The sequence below is a fragment of the Mycobacterium sp. UM_WGJ genome, assembly GCF_000455125.1.
Lineage (GTDB): Bacteria > Actinomycetota > Actinomycetes > Mycobacteriales > Mycobacteriaceae > Mycobacterium.
Genome location: NZ_AUWR01000074.1, coordinates 14,176 through 31,079 on the forward strand (window position 1 = coordinate 14,176; position 16,904 = coordinate 31,079).

Consider the following 16,904-nt stretch of genomic DNA (forward strand, 5'->3'; position numbering starts at 1 on the left):
GCGCCCGAGACCTAACGCAGCGTCGCGGTGCCGTCTTCGTGCACGTCGACCGCAGCACCGGCGATGTCCTCGCGCACTGTCGATTCGGCGGCATCCGGATCCCGCAGCACCGCCAGAGTCCGTGACCCGTCGGGCGTGCGGACGGCCAAGAATGCCTGCAGGGGGCGCCCGTCGCGATCGAACGGTGTGGTCCAGGACTCGACCTTACCGCTGCCTTGCCACTGCACCACTGACGGCCGGGTGTCCTGCGCATCCACCTCGGATTGCACGTCTTCCCAGCGGAATCCATCCGGTGGCGGTTCGGTTCCGTACACGCCGAAACTGTGCTTGGTCAGGTAGCCGCCGTTGGCGGTGATCAGGCCACGCCGCCCGGGATTGGCCACCAACAGTTCGGCCAGGGTGGCGATCGAATGCATGACGTAGTTGTTCCACGGGCCGCCGGCGAAGGTGAGCCCACCGGTGACGGTCAGTGGCCGATCGGGGTCATCGGTCCGAAGCCCGAGTTCGGCCGCCGCGACCTGCACCGCAGACGGGAAGCACGAGTACAGGTCGACGTAATCGATCTCGCCGATGTTGGCGGCGCCGGCCAGCTCCAGCGCGCGGGCCCCGGCGATCCGGATTGCCGGTGATCGGTGCAGTTCGGCCCGGTTGGCAATGGCGTAGGTGTCGTGGGCGTCGGTACCGGCCTGCGGGAAAACCCAGGTGTCGGTGGGAATCCGCAACTCGGTGGCGGTCTGAACCGAGGTCAGCACCAGCGCGGCCGCCTGATCCACCATGTTGTTGGAGTTCATCAACTTGGTGTAGGGCCAGCTGATCATCCGGTTCTTCGGGCCGGGCTGCCAGATCTCTTCTGCGGCCACGGCGTTCCGGATCCACGCGTGCGGGTTGTCGGCGGCGACCGCACTGAACCGCGACCACAGTTCACCGATGCGCCGGCGATGATCGTCGACCTTCTCCCCCGCGGCGATCCGCAACGCCTGTTCGAACAGTGGGTAGACGTAGGCGGGCCGGTCCAATCCGATGCGCTCTTCGGCCGGGCCGACCATCGGCACGTCTTCGCCCTCGCACACGGCCATCGGGATCGAGTCGTCCTGCTGTGTCCACGCCAGTTTCCCGCCGGCACGCCGCAGCCTGGTCCGGGTGCGCCACGTCTCACCGCCGGCCACCAGCACGATGCCGGCGCGGCCGTCGCGGATGTCCAGGCAGGCTTGATTCACCAGGGACTGGGGCACGTTGCCGCCCACCGGGCTGTACCGGGTGGCGGGGCGCTGCGCCCCGATCCGCTGACCGAGCAGCGCACCGGCATCGCGGTAGCGCGCGGAGAGCAGGTTCACCACCCGGATCGAGTCGACCGCGCGCAGTACCCGGTCGTGCGCGGCGTGGCGGGCGGCGGCCACCATGAGGTCGACGGGTTCTATCGCGTCGGTGTCGTCGCGGTGGTTGACCTGGCCATAGCCGATCAGTACCGGTGTCCGGGGGTCGACAGGCATGGACGTCAGATTAATCCGCGGCGAACAGGGGTCGGTCTCGCGGTCACCTGTTCGCAGCGGCATGGCGCACACGGTCACCCGCGGACAGCGCCGGTGCGATGGCAGTGAGACTAAAAGGGTGCCGCATCTGTCACTGCTGCGGCCAGCCTTCCAGCGATCTTGTTGGCTTCATCGTCGACATGTTGGCCGCAGGCCTTGATATCGAGAACCACGTTGGTGACCACCCCCAGCACGCGTTGGCACGTGTAACCCTTGCCATCGGCGAGGGTGAATGACTGAGAAATCTTCGGGGTTTCCCCGACCACGTCACCGACTTTCCACGTGTATGTGTCCGTTCCGCGGTAGGTCACACTCACGGTTTGCCCGGCGCAGGCCTTCCACGGGATTGCCGAAGCCCGAATGAAGGCAGCGGCCCGGTCGGTTTCTTCAGGAAACACCGCTACGTCCTGGTCGACGAAGGAATTCTCGTCGATTCCAGCGCGCGCCATTCCACCGCGATCCTCAGACACCCGCCAGGTCACCCGCCCGCCGCCACTGTCCCGATACGACCGGTCCAACCCTGGGTAGAGCACACTGGCACATTCAGGTGGTGATACCTCAATCGTGCCGCGGGTGTGCTTCGCCTTATGGATGCCACTTTCAGCCGTCTTCATTCCATCGACGCCCATGATGGTGTTGAGGGTGTCGTCCTCGAGTAAGGCGACATCGATCGACTGCGACTCTGCCTGGCTGTGCAGCACCGCTGCACCGACCGTGGCGACCACCGCGACCCCGGCGGCGGCGGCAAGCAGCCACCTGCCTCGTCTGAATCGTGTGCGCCACGGGTGTGCTGCGGGGGAATCGCTGGCTACAACCACGACCGGCCGAGCACGCGCGGCGGGTGACTCCTCAGGGCCATGCAGGCTCGACGACAAGGGTGGAACGACGACCGCTTGCAAGCTCGAAGGCGATCCCTCCACCGCAGAGACCAGAGTCGGCGGCACGCCCTCCACGGAGCTCCGATCAGCGGCCACCTCGACCGATTGAGGACGGGCGAAGGGCACGGTCGCCAGTCCGACCGGGGTCGAGAGGGCGGTGTCGCAAGCGCCCAGTAACGCGTCGACCTCGCTGCGCGTGCGCCAGGTCACGTCGGGACGATCGCGCAATAGATACAGCAGCCGCACGATGTCGCGCTGCGCAGCGGTATCGGAGCAGTCCTCATCGAGCTTGGCTCTCAGCTCCGATACCAAGCCGGCCTGTTCGTAGTGGCTGAGCGCCGGGCTGGCAAGAACCGTGGCTAACCGCATCAGATACGCAAAGGGCACCTCCGGCTCTGCCGGCAGGGACGGTGGCAGGGGACCACACTGAGCTTGTCGCTTCTTCAGCGCGGAGATCAATCGGACTTCGGTGTCATGGCTGGGATTTCGATAGTCAATGATTTGCGTGGCGGCAAGCGGGGTGACCCGCACGCTGTCTACCGGTCCGATTTGAACGGGGAGAATCGGGCGCTGCAACGCCTGCGCATACTGCAATTCTGCCGCGCACGGTTTGGATACCAGTGAATTCTTCGACAGAGCGATGATGAATACATCGCACTCACGGATCTTCTCCAAGATCGTTTGCCACCACGCCTCACCACCGCCGAGCTCATCATCCAGCCACACTGCCTGACGAGTGCGCCGCAAGACCGCCAATAAACCGTCAAGTGATGAGCGATCCTGGCTGGCGTGACTCACAAAAAGCATCATCGCCTCCGGAAAAATCAATCTGAGGTGAAGCTTACTGAGTAAAATCCGCTTGACAATACTGTTGGATAGATTGGTAGCCCCCATTCCGACTCGGTGCATGTTCGCCCGTTTGGCTGCGCGGTTGCGTTCCCTAGCCACCCCGCGCCGCCTTAGCCGCTACGCGCTCACCGGTATGGCGGTCCTCATCGCCTGGCTCTGCGCGCTCGCCCGCTGGCCGAGGGCTGCCGACGGACTGCCCGCATGGTTGAGCTGGTTCGGCCGTCCCGGGTCATGGACGACGGTCTTCCTGACAGCCGCTGCGCTGGTCGGTGTCTGCATCCTGGCGCTGCGAGCAACAGGCAATAGGCCAACGGGGAACGCGCCCGCCGCAATCACGGCCGGGCTGGCCGTCACGAGCGCACTACTCGGGCTCAGTTCCTTCTGGGACTGCCACGACAGCGATCATCTGCCGTTCTTTCAGCCGCTGATCTGGACAGCAGCGCTACTCAAGGGCGGCATGACAGATTTTTCGATGAGTGGGCAGGTTTGCCCGGAGGCCGCTCCAGTGGCGCTGGTGGTGGCGCAGCTCTCAGCGCTGGGCGCCCTGTTCACCGGGCTAGCCGGCGTTGCGCTCGCGCTCTTCCGGTCGCAAGCGGATCTGATGCAAGCGAACCACGCAACTTCGGTCACCGCAGCAATCGGCGTTGACGATGACTCCGGCGCGATGATCGGAGGCATCGCGCGGACTCTGAATCGACGCGACACCCTCGTCGTCATCGTCGACGCCGCCGATGTACGCGGGGCACACAGCGCCCGCACCCATGGGGCTCGGGTGATAGCGGTCGACCTCAACGCCCCTTCGTCGCTTGAATCACTCACGCTGTGGCGGCACCTCGAGCGGTTGTACCTGCTGTCAGCCGACCCGTCTAACAACCGGTTGTGGCTCGACACTATCTCTGGAGCGCTTGCCCGCTCGGGCAACCGCCAACGCCGACTTCCGCTGGTAGTTCGAGTGGACGATCCGTGGCAAGCCGAGGCGTGGCGAACTCAGCAGCTCGGCGGAGCCGATTCCCGATGGGCCCTAGATACTATCGGCAAATACGAGATAACCGCCCGTTGGCTGCTGGAACAAATCGTCGCAGTCAAGCTAGTTCGCCGTGTATTTATTTGCGGTACTTCGCAGTTGACGCTGGCACTCTGCGCAGATCTGACCCGACTCAAGTTGGAGCGCGACTACTACAGTGCCCCAACCGAGACGGCGTTACCGTCCTTCACGCTCGTCGGGGAAGACGCCGACGAGTGCCAGCGCGACCACGAATTCCACCGAGAGCAAATCGGGCTGGCCGCAGCCGGACCGGTCATCGATGTGGTGTCAAGCGCGCCGACCGTTCCGACATTGGAACGACTCATCAATGACGGCGACCCGGCGACCAGCGCCGCGATCTTCGTCGATGACTGGACGCGCGGTCCTCGAGGCGCCGCAACCGCCGGCACCAGATTGGCTGCCCGCTTCCCTACCATGCCGGTCTACAGCTGGGATCCCGACAGTCGGGTGAGCGACAAGCCGCTACCGATCGTGGGCCGCTTACGCACCTATCGCCTCATGTTGGAGTTTCCTGACGTCCAAGCTCCCGACGCTTGGGAGCGGGCTGCCAGCCTCATCCATGAGCGCTACCTCACCACGCTCGGGCCCCAGGCCCAACCTCTTCCCTCACGACTGCCGTGGAAAGAACTCGACGAGTTCTACCGTGGGTCCAACCGACGGCAGGTTCGCAACGCCTTGTGGATGGTTGAGCAGATTGCCGCGCACACCTGGAACACCTGGGGCGACGCGCCCGCACCGCTGGCGGAACGCGACATGGCCGGCCTGTCACCACTTCAGCAGCTCGATCTGATGGGTTTCGACCACACCTCAGCGATGGACATGGCCCGAGCCGAACACCAGGACTGGTGCCGCTACTACCGACACAACGGTTGGAGATACGGCCTGAACCGCGACGATAAGCACCGAATCCACGACAAGCTTGTCGACTGGTCGGTGGTGCAGGCCGATCCGCAGCTGCTCAACGGCGTCCTGCTGGGTGTGGCGAACACGCTCTGGAGCCTTCGCCAGCTCGGCTACCGATCTCACCCGGTGTGGCGGCCCTACCTCCGGACCGGGACCGTGACCGCCGAGCAGCAGGATTCGCCCTGGACCTGGACTTCGCCGTCCGGAGCGACAATGCGGGCCGGTCGGGGCGACTGGCTCATCCAGGAAAACGGTGCGAATTGGTCGGTGCGCAACGACATTTTCCGATCCAGCTACCGGCACGTCAGCGGGCACGAATGGCAACGGTGCGGCAAGGTCCTCGCGCGACCGGCGGACCCCGGCGAAACCATCGAAACTGCAGAAGGACCTGCTTTGGCGGCCGACGGCGACTGGGTGGTTCAAGGCAATGCGGGCGACCAGTGGCCGGTCCCGGCCGATGTGTTCGCGCGACACTACACAGCACTCCCGCCCAGCGAGTGAGAGAGCGTTTGCGCACAACCCCCGGCAGCGGGCGCGTTCGGCGAATCCACTAATCCGCGGCGAACAGCACGCCGTCGGCGATCAACCGGTCGGTCTCGCCGTCGTCGAGTTCGAGCAGTGACCGGCAGATCTTCCGAGTGTCCTGACCGGGTAGCGGTGCGGGCCGCTGCGGCGCCACCGGGATGTTGCGGAAGGGGGCAGGGCCGGTTTCCGCCGGCAGCGGGTGCTCGATCAGGGGGTGGATCATGGGCGCGTACACCGCGCGGTGGGCCAGCTGGGGGTCGTCGGCGACATCGGGCGGCCGGTTCATCGGCGCGGCGGGCACGCCGTGGCCCTGCAGCAGTTCGGCCACCCCGGCGGCGGTGCGGGCCATGGTGTGATGGCCCAACGTTGCGGCCAGCTCCGCACGGTGGGTGATGCGTCCGGATCCAGTGCGCCAGCGCGGCTCATCGGCCAATCCGTCGTCGAAAGCCGCAGCGACAGCACGCATATCGGCATCGGACCGGATCGAGATCACACACCATTCGTCATCGCCGGCGCACGGGCAGACCAGATCCACCGCGGTGTCCGGCTGGACCGATGCGCCCGCGGCGCGGGCCACGTAGCTGGTGTCCAGCTGGTTGACCGCGGTCTCGGCCTGCGACACGTGAACGTGACTGCCGGCGGCGGTACGCCGGCTCCCGATCAACGCCGCGAGCGCCCCGATCGCGGCGACCCGCGCTACCACGTGGTCGGGAAAGACCGTGGTGGCATCGTAGAACGGGTGGCGCTCCGAGTCGCCGGGGTCATCCGGAGACGTCCACAGCGCGGTAACCCCGGCGGTGGCACGCACCAGCGGGCCGTACCCCATTCGGCCGCTCCACGGCCCGGACTCCCCGAACGCGCTGCTCTCAGCCAACACCACCCGCGGGTTGATCTCACGCAGCACCTCGGAGGAGAAACCCAGGGCGGCAAGCGTTCCCGGTTTGAAGTTGGCCAGTACCGCGTCGGCTTCGCCGACCAGTCGCGCGAAGATCTCCTTGCCGGCCGGACTCCGCAGATCCAGGCCGAATCCCGATTTGTTGCGGTGCGTCCAGGCGAATGACTCGCTCATCGCCTCACCGGGGCGGGCCTGCCGCAGCCCGTCCGGGTAGGCCGCGCTCTCCACCTTGATGATCTCGGCACCCAGGTCTCCGAAGAGACGGCTGGCCTCGCCGCCCGCCACAATGATCCCCAGGTCGATGATGCGTAGTCCCTGGAACGGCCGGGCGCCCGCCTCGCCGACCGGTGCCCGCTCGGCCAACGGTTCGGCCAGCCAGCCGGCGCTCGCGTCGCCGGGCGCCGGTGCCGGGGTTCGGAATCCGGATCGGCCGCCGTCGACCACGTAGTAGCCGGTCGGTATCGCCGCGGTCAGGCCCGGAACCAGCTCGGCCTGTGTGACCGCCCCCGCGGCCACGAAGTGCTCTTCGGTCAGCACCTTCGCCGGATCCCCCACCGCCGCGATCGGCACTCCCCTGGACTGTCCGGCGCTGACCAGATCCGCCATGTCCTGGTCGGCAAACAGTTCCCGCAGCAGCGCGCTGATCTGCGGCCAGACCGCGAACCGCTCGCCGATCACGCCGTATTTGGGGTCGGCGAATTCGGCCGGTTCGCCCAGCCAGGTCCACAGTGCACGCCACTGGCGCGGTGACATGACACAGAGCCGGACGTAACCATCGCGGCACGCGTAGATCGGGTAGGCGTCCTGGTTGCGGGGCCGTCCACGCCACCGGGTCGACCTGCGTTGGGCCGCGGCGGCCTGGCCGTGCGCACCGAATACGGGGTCCAGCACGGCCACCACCGCATCGAATCGGGAGAAGTCCAGGTAATCCCCGCTACCACAGCGCAGCCGGTTGTAGTAGGCGACCAGCACCGCCCAGGCAGCCTGTACCGCTGCGGTTGCCGAGGCGATCCCGTCCGGCGGCAGTACCGGGGTTCCGGTGGTGGGGCCCGACCGGGACAGGGCACCGGAGAGTGCGTAGAGCACCGCGTCGGTGGCCTGCCACTGTGCGCGCGGCCCGCTCGTCCCGAAATCGGTGACCGACATCGTCACCAGGTGAGCGAATCGATCGGCCAGAGCAGCGCAGGAGGTCCCGAACTCCGTCGCGCGGCCCGGCAGGCCGCTGTCCACCACGATGTCGGCGGTACCAGCCAGCTCGTCGAAGCGCCGGCGGTCCCGCTCATCGGCGGGGTCCAAGGTGATGCTGCGCTTGTTCGCGTTGTGCAGCGCGAATGCGACACTCACACCGCCCAGCAGCGGAGCCGCGGCCCGCGCCGGACTGCCGCCGGGGGGCTCCACCTTGAGCACGTCGGCTCCCAGGTCGGCGAGTAACCGGGTCACCGCGTCGGCGTCGCCGCCGGCCAGATCGAGCACACGAACCGATTTCAGCAGCACGCAGTCAGGGTAATGAATCGGTTGCCGCGGTCACGCTTGGGCGCGACAATGGAAAAGGTGAGTGCAGCCGACGCGACTCCGTCACCGCCCACCCTCTCCAACGATGAACTGGCTCGCCTCGATGCCTACTGGCGCGCCGCCAACTATCTCTCGGTAGGTCAGATCTATCTGCTGGACAATCCCCTGCTGACCGAACCGCTGCGGGCCGAGCACATCAAGCCCCGACTGCTTGGGCATTGGGGCACCACGCCAGGGCTCAACCTGCTCTACCTCCACCTCAACCGGATCATCCGCGAGCGCGACGCCGACGTCATCTTCATCACCGGGCCCGGCCACGGCGGTCCGGCACTGGTCGCCAACGCCTACCTCGAGGGAACCTACAGTGAGGTGTACACGGGCATCGGCGAGAACGTCGACGGGCTGCGGAAGTTGTTCCGGCAGTTCTCTTTTCCCGGCGGTATACCCAGTCACGTGGCGGCCGAGACACCGGGCTCCATCCATGAAGGCGGCGAGCTCGGCTACGCGCTGGTGCATGCCTTCGGTGCGGCCTTCGACAACCCCGAACTGGTAGTGGCCTGCGTGGTCGGCGACGGCGAGGCCGAGACCGGACCGCTGGCGGCCAGCTGGCACTCGAACAAGTTTCTCAACCCCGCCGTGGACGGCGCGGTGTTGCCGATCCTGCATCTCAACGGCTACAAGATCGCCAATCCCACTGTGCTGGATCGTATTCCGCAGTCGGAGTTGGAATCTTTGCTACGCGGTTACGGGTACCGGCCGATCACCGTCGCCGGGGACGACCCCGCCGTCGTACACCAACTGCTCGCCGCCGCCCTCGATGACGCGTTCGACGACATCGCGGCGATCCAGCGAGCCGCGCGCACCGAGGGCTCGTCGATGCGGCCGGTGTGGCCGATGATCGTGTTGCGTACCCCGAAGGGCTGGACCGGGCCGAAGGTGGTCGACGGACGACAGGTGGAGGGGACCTGGCGGGCGCACCAAGTGCCGCTCGCGCAAACCCGCACCGACCCCGAGCACCGCCGGCAACTGGAGGAGTGGCTCCGCAGTTACCGCCCGGGTGAACTGTTCGATGCCTCCGGTCGCCTGCTGCCGGAGTTGTCGGCGCTGGCGCCGCGCGGGGACCGCCGGATGAGCGCCAACCCGCATGCCAACGGAGGGCTGCTGCTCCACGATCTGGACCTGCCTGATTTCCGCGACTACGCGGTGCCGGTGACCCGGCCGGCCACCGAGATGCACGAGGCCACGCGGGTGCTCGGCACGTTCCTGAGCGACGTCATCGACCGCAACCGCGACCGGTTCCGGTTGATGGGTCCCGATGAGACCGCCTCCAACCGGCTCGCGGCGGTCTTCGACACGACCGACCGGGTCTGGCTGTCGAAGACCGTCCCCGGCGACGATCACCTGGCCCCGGACGGGCGAGTCCTGGAAGTGCTCTCGGAGCACCTGTGCCAGGGCTGGCTGGAGGGCTATCTGCTGACCGGCCGGCACGGGCTGTTCAACTGCTATGAGGCATTCGTGCACATCGTCGACTCGATGTTCAACCAGCACGCCAAATGGCTGGCCGTCAGCCGCGAACTCGCGTGGCGGCAACCGATCGCCTCGCTGAACTATCTGCTGACCTCCCACGTCTGGCGTCAGGACCACAACGGCGCGTCACACCAGGATCCCGGGTTCATCGATCTGGTGGCCAACAAGCGACCCGAAGTGGTGCGGGTCTACCTGCCGCCGGACGCCAACACGCTGCTGTCGGTTGCCGATCACTGCCTGCGCAGCCGCAATTACGTCAACGTGATCGTGGCCGGCAAGCAGCCGGCGCTGGCCTACCTCGACATGCCGGCGGCGGTGGCGCACTGCACCCGTGGTCTGGGTATCTGGGAGTGGGCCGGCACCACCACCGGTGAGCCGGACGTCGTGCTCGCCTGCGCCGGGGACGTTCCTACGCTGGAAACCCTGGCCGCCGCCGACATCCTGCGTGACGAGCTGCCCGACCTGGCGGTACGGGTGGTGAATGTCGTGGACATCATGCGCTTGCAACCGACGACCGAACATCCACACGGGTTGCCGGACACCGAATTCGATGCACTGTTCACCCGCGACAAGCCGGTGATCTTCGCCTACCACGGCTACCCCTGGTTGATCCACCGACTGACCTACTCGCGGGCGAACCACGACCAGATGCACGTGCGCGGCTTCCGCGAACGCGGCACCACAACCACACCGTTCGACATGGTGATGCTCAACGACCTGGACCGTTTCCACCTGGTGATGGACGTGATCGACCGGGTACCGGGATTGGGTGGTCGCCACGCGGTACTGCGCCAGCAGATGGTCGATGCGCGGATGGCCGCGCGGCTCTACACCCGCGAGCACGGGGAGGATGATCCCCGGATCACCAACTGGACCTGGCGATCGGGCGCAGAGCCGAACGGCGGCGAGATAAGGTGACGGCCATGACTGCTCACCCCGCACCGGTCCGGAGGCGCCGCAAGGCGATGTCGTTGCTGCTCGGCGCCCTTGTCGCGTCGGCCACCATCGCCGGTGCCGGGGCGGCCGGCGCGACGCCGGACCTCACCAGGGTGCCGGTCCGCTACGACCTCACCGGTACCGGGGTCGCCAGCTACATCACCTACCAAGTCCAGAACGGTCAGGCGCACGCCACCAACGCCACGCTGCCGTGGTCCCTTCAGTTGACCGGCGCGATGACGAACGCAGCCAGTCCGTCCTCGTACTCGCTGAGCGCGCAGAGCGCCGGTCCCGGCGCCCTGACCTGTACGGTCACCGTGAACGGCAAGGTGGTCAGCGAGAACACCGCCACCGGCAACCCGGCGCGCGTCCTGTGCGAGACCCACGGCCCCAAGTAACCGGCAGTTGGCGCGGCTCGAGGCAGGAGAGCCGAAGCTGGGAGGGCGTCCCCCGACGACGCACAGCCCCGACGCGGTGTCGCGCGTAGAATTCGGTCCAATGTCTGGCCACGAGTTCGCGGTGCCGTGGGGGCGGCACCCGTTGGTGTCGCAACTCTCGGCACTGAATCATTTCCGCGCCTTCGTCGACGTCGCCGTCGTCGTGGTGGTGCTGGCGCTCGCCAATCTGATCGCGCATTTCACCACCCCGTGGGCCGCGGTCGCCACCGTCCCGGCCACCGCCATCGGCTTGATCGCGCTGGTCCGCTATAGCGGCCTGAGCTGGAGCGAGCTCGGCCTGGGCCGGGCGCACTGGAAATCCGGGTTCGGCTATGCGCTGGCCGCGGTGCTGGTGGTGGTGTCGGTGATCGCGATCGGCGTGCTGTTGCCCGCGACCCGGCCGATGTTCCTGAACAACCACTACGCCACGGTCTCCGGTGCGCTGGTCGCATCGATGGTTGTCATCCCGCTGCAGACCGTGATCCCCGAAGAGTTGGCGTTTCGCGGCGCGCTGCACGGTGCGTTGCACCGGGCGTGGGGGTTTCGTGGCGTCGCGGCGGCAGGTTCCCTGCTGTTCGGTCTGTGGCATGTCGCAACATCACTCGGCCTGACCAGCAGCAACGTCGGTTTCACCCGGATTCTCGGAGGCGGGTTCTTCGGCATGCTGGCCGGCGTGACACTCGCGGTGCTGGCCACCGGAGCCGCGGGCTTCGTGTTCAGCTGGTTGCGGCGGCGCAGCGGCAGCCTGATCGCGCCCATCGCGCTGCACTGGTCCCTCAACGGGGTCGGCGCGCTGGCCGCCGCGCTGGTGTGGCAGGTCTCTGGCTGAGTCGGCCCGGCGGTTCAGCGAGGCTCGACGCAGGAGAGCCGAAGCTGGGAGCGCCGCATCGGCCCCGCGCATCAGACCAGCAGCACCGCCGCACCTGCGATCCGGCCCGCACCTAGATCGGCCAAAGCCCGGTCGGCCTCACCTAGCGAATACTCCGGCGTGGTCACTTCGATGTGGTGCGCTGCGGCGAAGTCGAGAAAAGCGCGGGCATCCGCACGAGTGTTGGCCGTGACCGACCGGATCTGACGCTCGCGGAACAGGTGGCGCTGGTAGTTCAGCGGTGGGATGTCGCTGAGGTGGATTCCGGCGATGGCCAGTGTGCCGCCGGCGTCCAGTGCCTGACAGGCGGGTAGCACCAGCTCGCCGACCGGGGCGAACAGGATCGCGGAGTCCAGCGGCACCGGTGGCGGATCGGCGGCGCCCTGGGCCGAGGCCACACCCAGTTCCAAAGCCAACTCCCGCGCTCGTTCCCCGCGGGTCATCACGTGTACCTCGGCGCCACTGGCGAGGGCGACCTGCGCGGTGATGTGCGCACTGCCGCCGAACCCGTAGATGCCCAGCCGCCCACCCGGAGGCAGGTCCGCCCGCTGCAAGGACCGGTAGCCGATAATGCCCGCGCACAGCAACGGCGCCAACTCGGTGTCGCGGTAGCCGCCGGGCAGTCGGAGGGCAAAAGCTGCTGGCACCGTGGCGAATTCGGCATAGCCGCCGTCGTCATCCCAGCCGGTGTAGCGCGAATGCGGGCAGAGATTCTCGTCGCCGCGCCGGCAGTAGCGACACGTGCCGCAGGTGTGCCGTAACCAGGCGATTCCGACCCGGTCCCCCACTGCGAACTCGTCACCGGCGTCGGCACCGACTTCGACGACTTCGCCGACCACCTCGTGGCCGGGGATCACACCGGGGCGGTGCACCGGAAGGTCACCCTCGGCGACGTGCAGGTCGGTACGGCACACGCCGCAGGCCTGCACGGCCACCAGCAGTTCCGAGGGTTCCGGTCGCGGCACCGAGGTACTGACCCGCTCAAGTGGCCGGTTGGCTATAGGACCGGGACGTCGGACGCGCCATCCCGTCATCGACACACCCGCCACCTGCGACGCCATAGACCTATGGTGCGCTTTCCACGGCCGGGCCGGCTACCTGCGGCGAGCCAATCCGACGACCCACAGCAGGATGATGGCCCCGCCCAGGGAGACGAAGAAGGTGAACCACCTGCGGCCGTGCTCCACGTCGACACCGAGCCAGCCGAGCAGCATGCCGCCGAGGAAACCGCCGATCACACCGATCACGACGTTGAGCAGGATCCCTGAGCCACCGCGCTTCATGATGCGGTTCGCCAGCCAGCCGGCGATGCCGCCGATCAGGACGTAGGCCAGCCAGCTGACCGACGTCGGAGTGGACAGAGCTGCAGCGAGATAGCTTCCGGCCATGGGCGTCATCGGGGCTTAGGCAGCGGGAGCGGGTCCCTGCGCGGGAGCGGGTCCCTGTGCAGGAGCGGGTCCCTGTGCCGGAGCCGGGATTCCCGGAATGCCCGGCGCCGGACCCGGCGCTGCTTCCGCGGGGGGTGCGCCCAGCGGCCGGATGGACTCGGCCAGCGCGATGGCCGCGTTGGTGTCCACCGGGTTGTTGGCGGTGCCCAGCCACACCACGAACCAACGCTCGGCCTGCGGGCCGGTGCCCTCGGCCGGCGGCACGCCGATCACGCCGCTCCAGATCTGGCCGACCGGCTTGGCCGGGTCGGTGAACTTGACCTCGTAGTACGACGCGCTACCGGTCAGACCACCGCCGTTGAGCGGCGCGTTCACCTGGTTGGCGCGGGTGCCCGGGTAGGGCATGAAGAACTCGCCCATGTCCGATCCGAGGCGGGTGGCTGCCTTGGCGTTGTCGGCTTCAGCGCTGGCGTAGAGCCGCTGGTCGAGCTTGCCGAGCACGATCCGGGTGTCGTTGGCCACCGGCGCCGGCTGCCCCGGCAGCATCGGCTCACCGGTCTTCTTGCTCAGCAGCGACGAACCGTACTCAAGGTGGCTGGTGTCGGACTGCACCCAGCCGCCGGGCAGCACGAAGCTGAAACCGCCCGCGACGTCGTCGACACGACCCACCTCGGGTGCGGCGGGCTCAGCGGCCGGAGCCGGGGCGTCCGGGTCGGCCGGCGGGGCATCCGCGGTGGCCGGCGGTGCGGGAGGAGACGGCGGCACCGGATCCGCATACACCGGCGCCGCAGCGGCGAATGCCAACGCACCCGCGACCGCAGTCGCGGCCATCGCCCGAATTCCCCTGGAGGTCAGGTCCACCTGCTTCATGGCAGAAAAACCTACCGCGTTGCCATCCGTACGCAAGTTACGCCATGCCGGGGTGTGTCGCGCGCAAGGTCACTTCCTGGGCTTTGACCCCGAACCAGACCGTCTCACCGGGCGCCAGACGGAGCTCCGCCGCTGCGTCCGCGGTGATGTCCGCTGCCAGCCCCGGCGCACCGTCGGGCTGGTCCACACCGCGCACCTGGACCGTGCTGCCGCGTACGTCGAGCTCGGCCACGACCACCTCAAGCAGATTGCGCGGACTGCCGTGGCGCGGCGGCTCCCGGTAGACCGCCACCGCCCGCGGTGTGCTGACCGCGACCGCCGTCCGGCCCGGCTCCGCACCGTCGTCGGTGGTGCCGTGCCACTGGTCTCCCCACCCGGTCCGCAATACGCCGGCGGCGTCAAGCACCCCCGCGACCAGATTGACGCCGGCGATCTGGGCCCCGAAGCGACTCCGCGGTGCAGCCAATACCTCTGCGGCACGGCCTATCTCGGCGATCCGACCGGATTCGAGGACCAGGACCCGATCAGCCAGCGCAAACACGTCGAGCAGATCGTGCGTGACCAGCACGGTGGTGCGTCCGGCCGCACCGAGCACGTCGCGCAGCACCGTGCGCACCGCTGAAGCCGCACCCACGTCGAGCCCGGCCAACGGCTCGTCGAGCAACAGCACCTCCGGTTCAGCGGCCAGGGCGCGGGCGATCGCGACCCGCTGCTCCTGCCCCCCGGAGAGGCGGCGCGGCCGGCGCTCGGCCAGCCCTTCGGCGCCGACCGCGTGCAGCCACGGCGCCGCGAGGGCTCGGGTGCGCGCCCGGCGCAGGTCGAAGCGACGCCGGGGATGCGACCCGAATGCGACGTTGGCCGCCACGCTCAAATGCGGGAACAGCAGCGGATCCTGCAGCAGCAGGCCCACCCGGCGATCCCAGGTCGCCACCTGAACTCCGGCCCGGGTGTCGGTCAGCACCCGATCGCCTGCGCGGACCACGCCCTCGTCGGGCCGCAGCAGTCCCGCAATCACGTGCAGCAACGTCGACTTCCCGGCGCCGTTGGGTCCCAAGACCGCCAGCACCTCGCCCGGGCCGACGTCCAGCCGCACGTCCAGGCCGCGCTCGGCTACCACGGCCTGCACGCTGAGCCCCCCGGTCGCGGCGGTCACCCGATGTCGCCCAGTCGTCGGGCGCCCAGGACGAGCACTACCACGGCGGCAACGGCCACCAGCAACAGCGACATCGCCGCCGCGGCGTCGGCATCCGACACGCGTTGCAGATAGATGGCCAGCGGCAACGTCCGGGTGACACCTTCAAGCGAGCCGGCAAAGGTCAGTGTCGCGCCGAATTCCCCGAGTGACCGCGCGAATGCCAGAACCGCTCCGGAGATCAGACCCGGCGTCAACAGCGGCAGGGTGACCCGCCACCACACCGCGCTGGGCCGTGCGCCCAGCGTGGCCGCCACCGTCTCGTAAGCGGCACCGGCGGTGCGTGCCGCGCCTTCCAGCGCGATCACCAGAAACGGCAACGACACGAACGTCTGCGCCAGCACCACCGCGCTGGTGGTGAACGCGATATGGATTCCGGCGGCCTCCAGATAGCGTCCCAACAATCCGAGCCGGCCGAACGCATACAGCAGCGCGATTCCACCCACCACCGGTGGCAACACCAGCGGCAACAGCACCAGTGGTCGCAGGAGGCGCACCACGCGTGACCGACTGCGCGCCAGCACCAGCGCCATCGGCACACCGAACAGCACACACAGCACCGTGCTGGCCGCGGCGGTGCGCAGGCTCAGTTGCAGTGCGGTGATGGCGGAGGGACTGCTGATCAACGCCCAGAAATGTGGCCAGTCGACTTTGGTCGCGATCCCCACCAGCGGCAACACCACGAATGCCGCGCCGATCGCGGCGGGCACATAGACCCAGCCCGGCAGGTGATCAGGCCGGCTGACCACGGCCGGTCAGGGCTTACCGAAACCGGCCGCGTGCAGCACCTTCTGCCCCGCCTCGCCGGTGACCAGATCGACGAACGCGCGGGCCGGCCCGGGCGAAGCCGCCTCCCGTAGCAGCGCGATCGGGTAGGTGTTGACCGCGTCGGCAGCCTCGGGGAACTCGATGGTGGCCACCTTGCCCCCGGCGTGCTGGGCGTCGGTGCGGTAGACCACACCGGCATCGGCCTGGCCGGTGGTGACCTTGTTGAGGACGTCGGTGACGTCGGGTTCCTCGCTGACCGGGGTGACCGTGACACCGGTGGCGTCTTCGACCTTGTGCGTCGCCGCGCCGCACGGGACCGGTGATTGACACACCACCACCGCGAGCCCTGGTGCGGCCAGATCAGCGAAGGACCGCACCCCGTGCGGATTGCCGGGTGCTGTCACGATCACCAGCGTGTTGGTGGCAAACGCCACCGCCGCGGCGTCCAGCAGGCCGGCCTGCGCGACCTTGTCCATCTGGGTGGTGTTGGCCGAGGCGAAAACGTCGGCGCGCGCCCCCTGGGTCAGTTGGGTGGCCAGATCCGAGGACCCGGCGAAATTAAAGGCCACCGCGACCCCGGGATTGTCGGTTTTGAACTGCTCGGCGATCTCGGTGAACGCCGGCTGCAACGACGCCGCCGCGAACACGGTGATCGTCGGGGACACCGGCTCCGTGCTACAGCCGGCCATTCCCACCGCCAGCACGCCCGCCATCGCTCCGCAGACCACGCGGGTACGCCCCATGGCTGGCAGCCTAGCGGCGATCGCAAGCGGCGCGAAGCG

At 68.0% G+C, this 16,904-nt stretch carries 13 protein-coding genes; 4 read left to right on the top strand and 9 right to left on the bottom strand.

Going from position 1 to position 16,904, the window contains the following annotated elements; all coding sequences use genetic code 11:
- Positions 1 to 11 precede the first annotated feature (11 nt).
- Together N416_RS0119350 and N416_RS0119355 are read right to left on the bottom strand one after the other, a co-directional pair.
- Positions 12 to 1,490, bottom strand: coding sequence for an acetyl-CoA acetyltransferase (locus N416_RS0119350; RefSeq protein ID WP_024443750.1), 1,479 nt, complete (start codon positions 1,488 to 1,490; stop codon positions 12 to 14).
- A gap of 110 nt (positions 1,491 to 1,600) precedes the next feature.
- Complete coding sequence (locus N416_RS0119355) at positions 1,601 to 3,301, bottom strand: sensor domain-containing protein (RefSeq protein WP_196805160.1); 1,701 nt, start codon at positions 3,299 to 3,301, stop codon at positions 1,601 to 1,603.
- An 88-nt stretch (positions 3,302 to 3,389) separates the two neighbouring features.
- Here N416_RS0119355 and N416_RS0119360 point away from each other — a divergent pair, with 88 nt between their 5' ends.
- Positions 3,390 to 5,705 (top strand): hypothetical protein, encoded by a 2,316-nt coding sequence (locus N416_RS0119360; protein ID WP_196805161.1) that lies wholly within the window; start codon positions 3,390 to 3,392, stop codon positions 5,703 to 5,705.
- A 49-nt stretch (positions 5,706 to 5,754) separates the two neighbouring features.
- On the opposite strand, the gene N416_RS0119365 is transcribed toward N416_RS0119360, so the two are convergent.
- The gene (locus N416_RS0119365) at positions 5,755 to 8,136 is read right to left on the bottom strand and encodes a CoA transferase (protein WP_024443753.1); all 2,382 of its coding nucleotides are present in this window, start codon (positions 8,134 to 8,136) and stop codon (positions 5,755 to 5,757) included.
- A 30-nt stretch (positions 8,137 to 8,166) separates the two neighbouring features.
- Between N416_RS0119365 and N416_RS0119370 the strand changes: the two genes are divergently transcribed.
- The 3 genes from N416_RS0119370 to N416_RS0119380 all read left to right on the top strand — a co-directional run bounded on the left by N416_RS0119370 (position 8,167) and on the right by N416_RS0119380 (position 11,865).
- The gene (locus tag N416_RS0119370) at positions 8,167 to 10,581 is read left to right on the top strand and encodes a phosphoketolase family protein (RefSeq protein ID WP_051190325.1); all 2,415 of its coding nucleotides are present in this window, start codon (positions 8,167 to 8,169) and stop codon (positions 10,579 to 10,581) included.
- Positions 10,582 to 10,586: 5 nt separating this feature from the next.
- Positions 10,587 to 10,997 carry an MmpS family transport accessory protein gene (locus N416_RS0119375; RefSeq protein WP_081654632.1) on the top strand — a complete coding sequence of 137 codons (411 nt, stop codon included), beginning with the start codon at positions 10,587 to 10,589 and terminating at the stop codon, positions 10,995 to 10,997.
- Between the two features lie 100 nt (positions 10,998 to 11,097).
- Positions 11,098 to 11,865, top strand: coding sequence for a CPBP family intramembrane glutamic endopeptidase (locus tag N416_RS0119380; RefSeq protein ID WP_024443756.1), 768 nt, complete (start codon positions 11,098 to 11,100; stop codon positions 11,863 to 11,865).
- Positions 11,866 to 11,936: 71 nt separating this feature from the next.
- Here N416_RS0119380 and N416_RS0119385 read toward each other — a convergent pair whose 3' ends face one another.
- Genes N416_RS0119385 through modA form a run of 6 tightly spaced genes read right to left on the bottom strand, consistent with a single transcriptional unit; the run spans position 11,937 to position 16,865 of the window.
- Positions 11,937 to 12,965, bottom strand: coding sequence for a zinc-binding alcohol dehydrogenase family protein (locus tag N416_RS0119385; protein ID WP_024443757.1), 1,029 nt, complete (start codon positions 12,963 to 12,965; stop codon positions 11,937 to 11,939).
- Positions 12,966 to 12,998: 33 nt separating this feature from the next.
- The gene (locus N416_RS21910) at positions 12,999 to 13,301 is read right to left on the bottom strand and encodes a GlsB/YeaQ/YmgE family stress response membrane protein (protein WP_036458643.1); all 303 of its coding nucleotides are present in this window, start codon (positions 13,299 to 13,301) and stop codon (positions 12,999 to 13,001) included.
- Positions 13,302 to 13,307: 6 nt separating this feature from the next.
- On the bottom strand, positions 13,308 to 14,162 hold the full coding sequence (locus N416_RS21915; protein ID WP_036458644.1) for an alanine and proline-rich secreted protein Apa: 855 nt from the start codon (positions 14,160 to 14,162) through the stop codon (positions 13,308 to 13,310).
- Between the two features lie 37 nt (positions 14,163 to 14,199).
- Entirely contained in the window at positions 14,200 to 15,315 is a 1,116-nt protein-coding gene (locus N416_RS0119400) for a sulfate/molybdate ABC transporter ATP-binding protein (protein ID WP_036458646.1), read from the bottom strand.
- Positions 15,312 to 16,103, bottom strand: a complete 792-nt coding sequence (locus N416_RS0119405) for an ABC transporter permease (RefSeq protein WP_036458647.1) — start codon at positions 16,101 to 16,103, stop codon at positions 15,312 to 15,314. The genes N416_RS0119400 and N416_RS0119405 overlap by 4 nt, the downstream gene beginning before the upstream one ends.
- Positions 16,104 to 16,109: 6 nt before the next feature.
- Entirely contained in the window at positions 16,110 to 16,865 is a 756-nt protein-coding gene (gene modA, locus N416_RS0119410) for a molybdate ABC transporter substrate-binding protein (RefSeq protein WP_024443760.1), read from the bottom strand.
- Positions 16,866 to 16,904 lie beyond the last annotated feature (39 nt).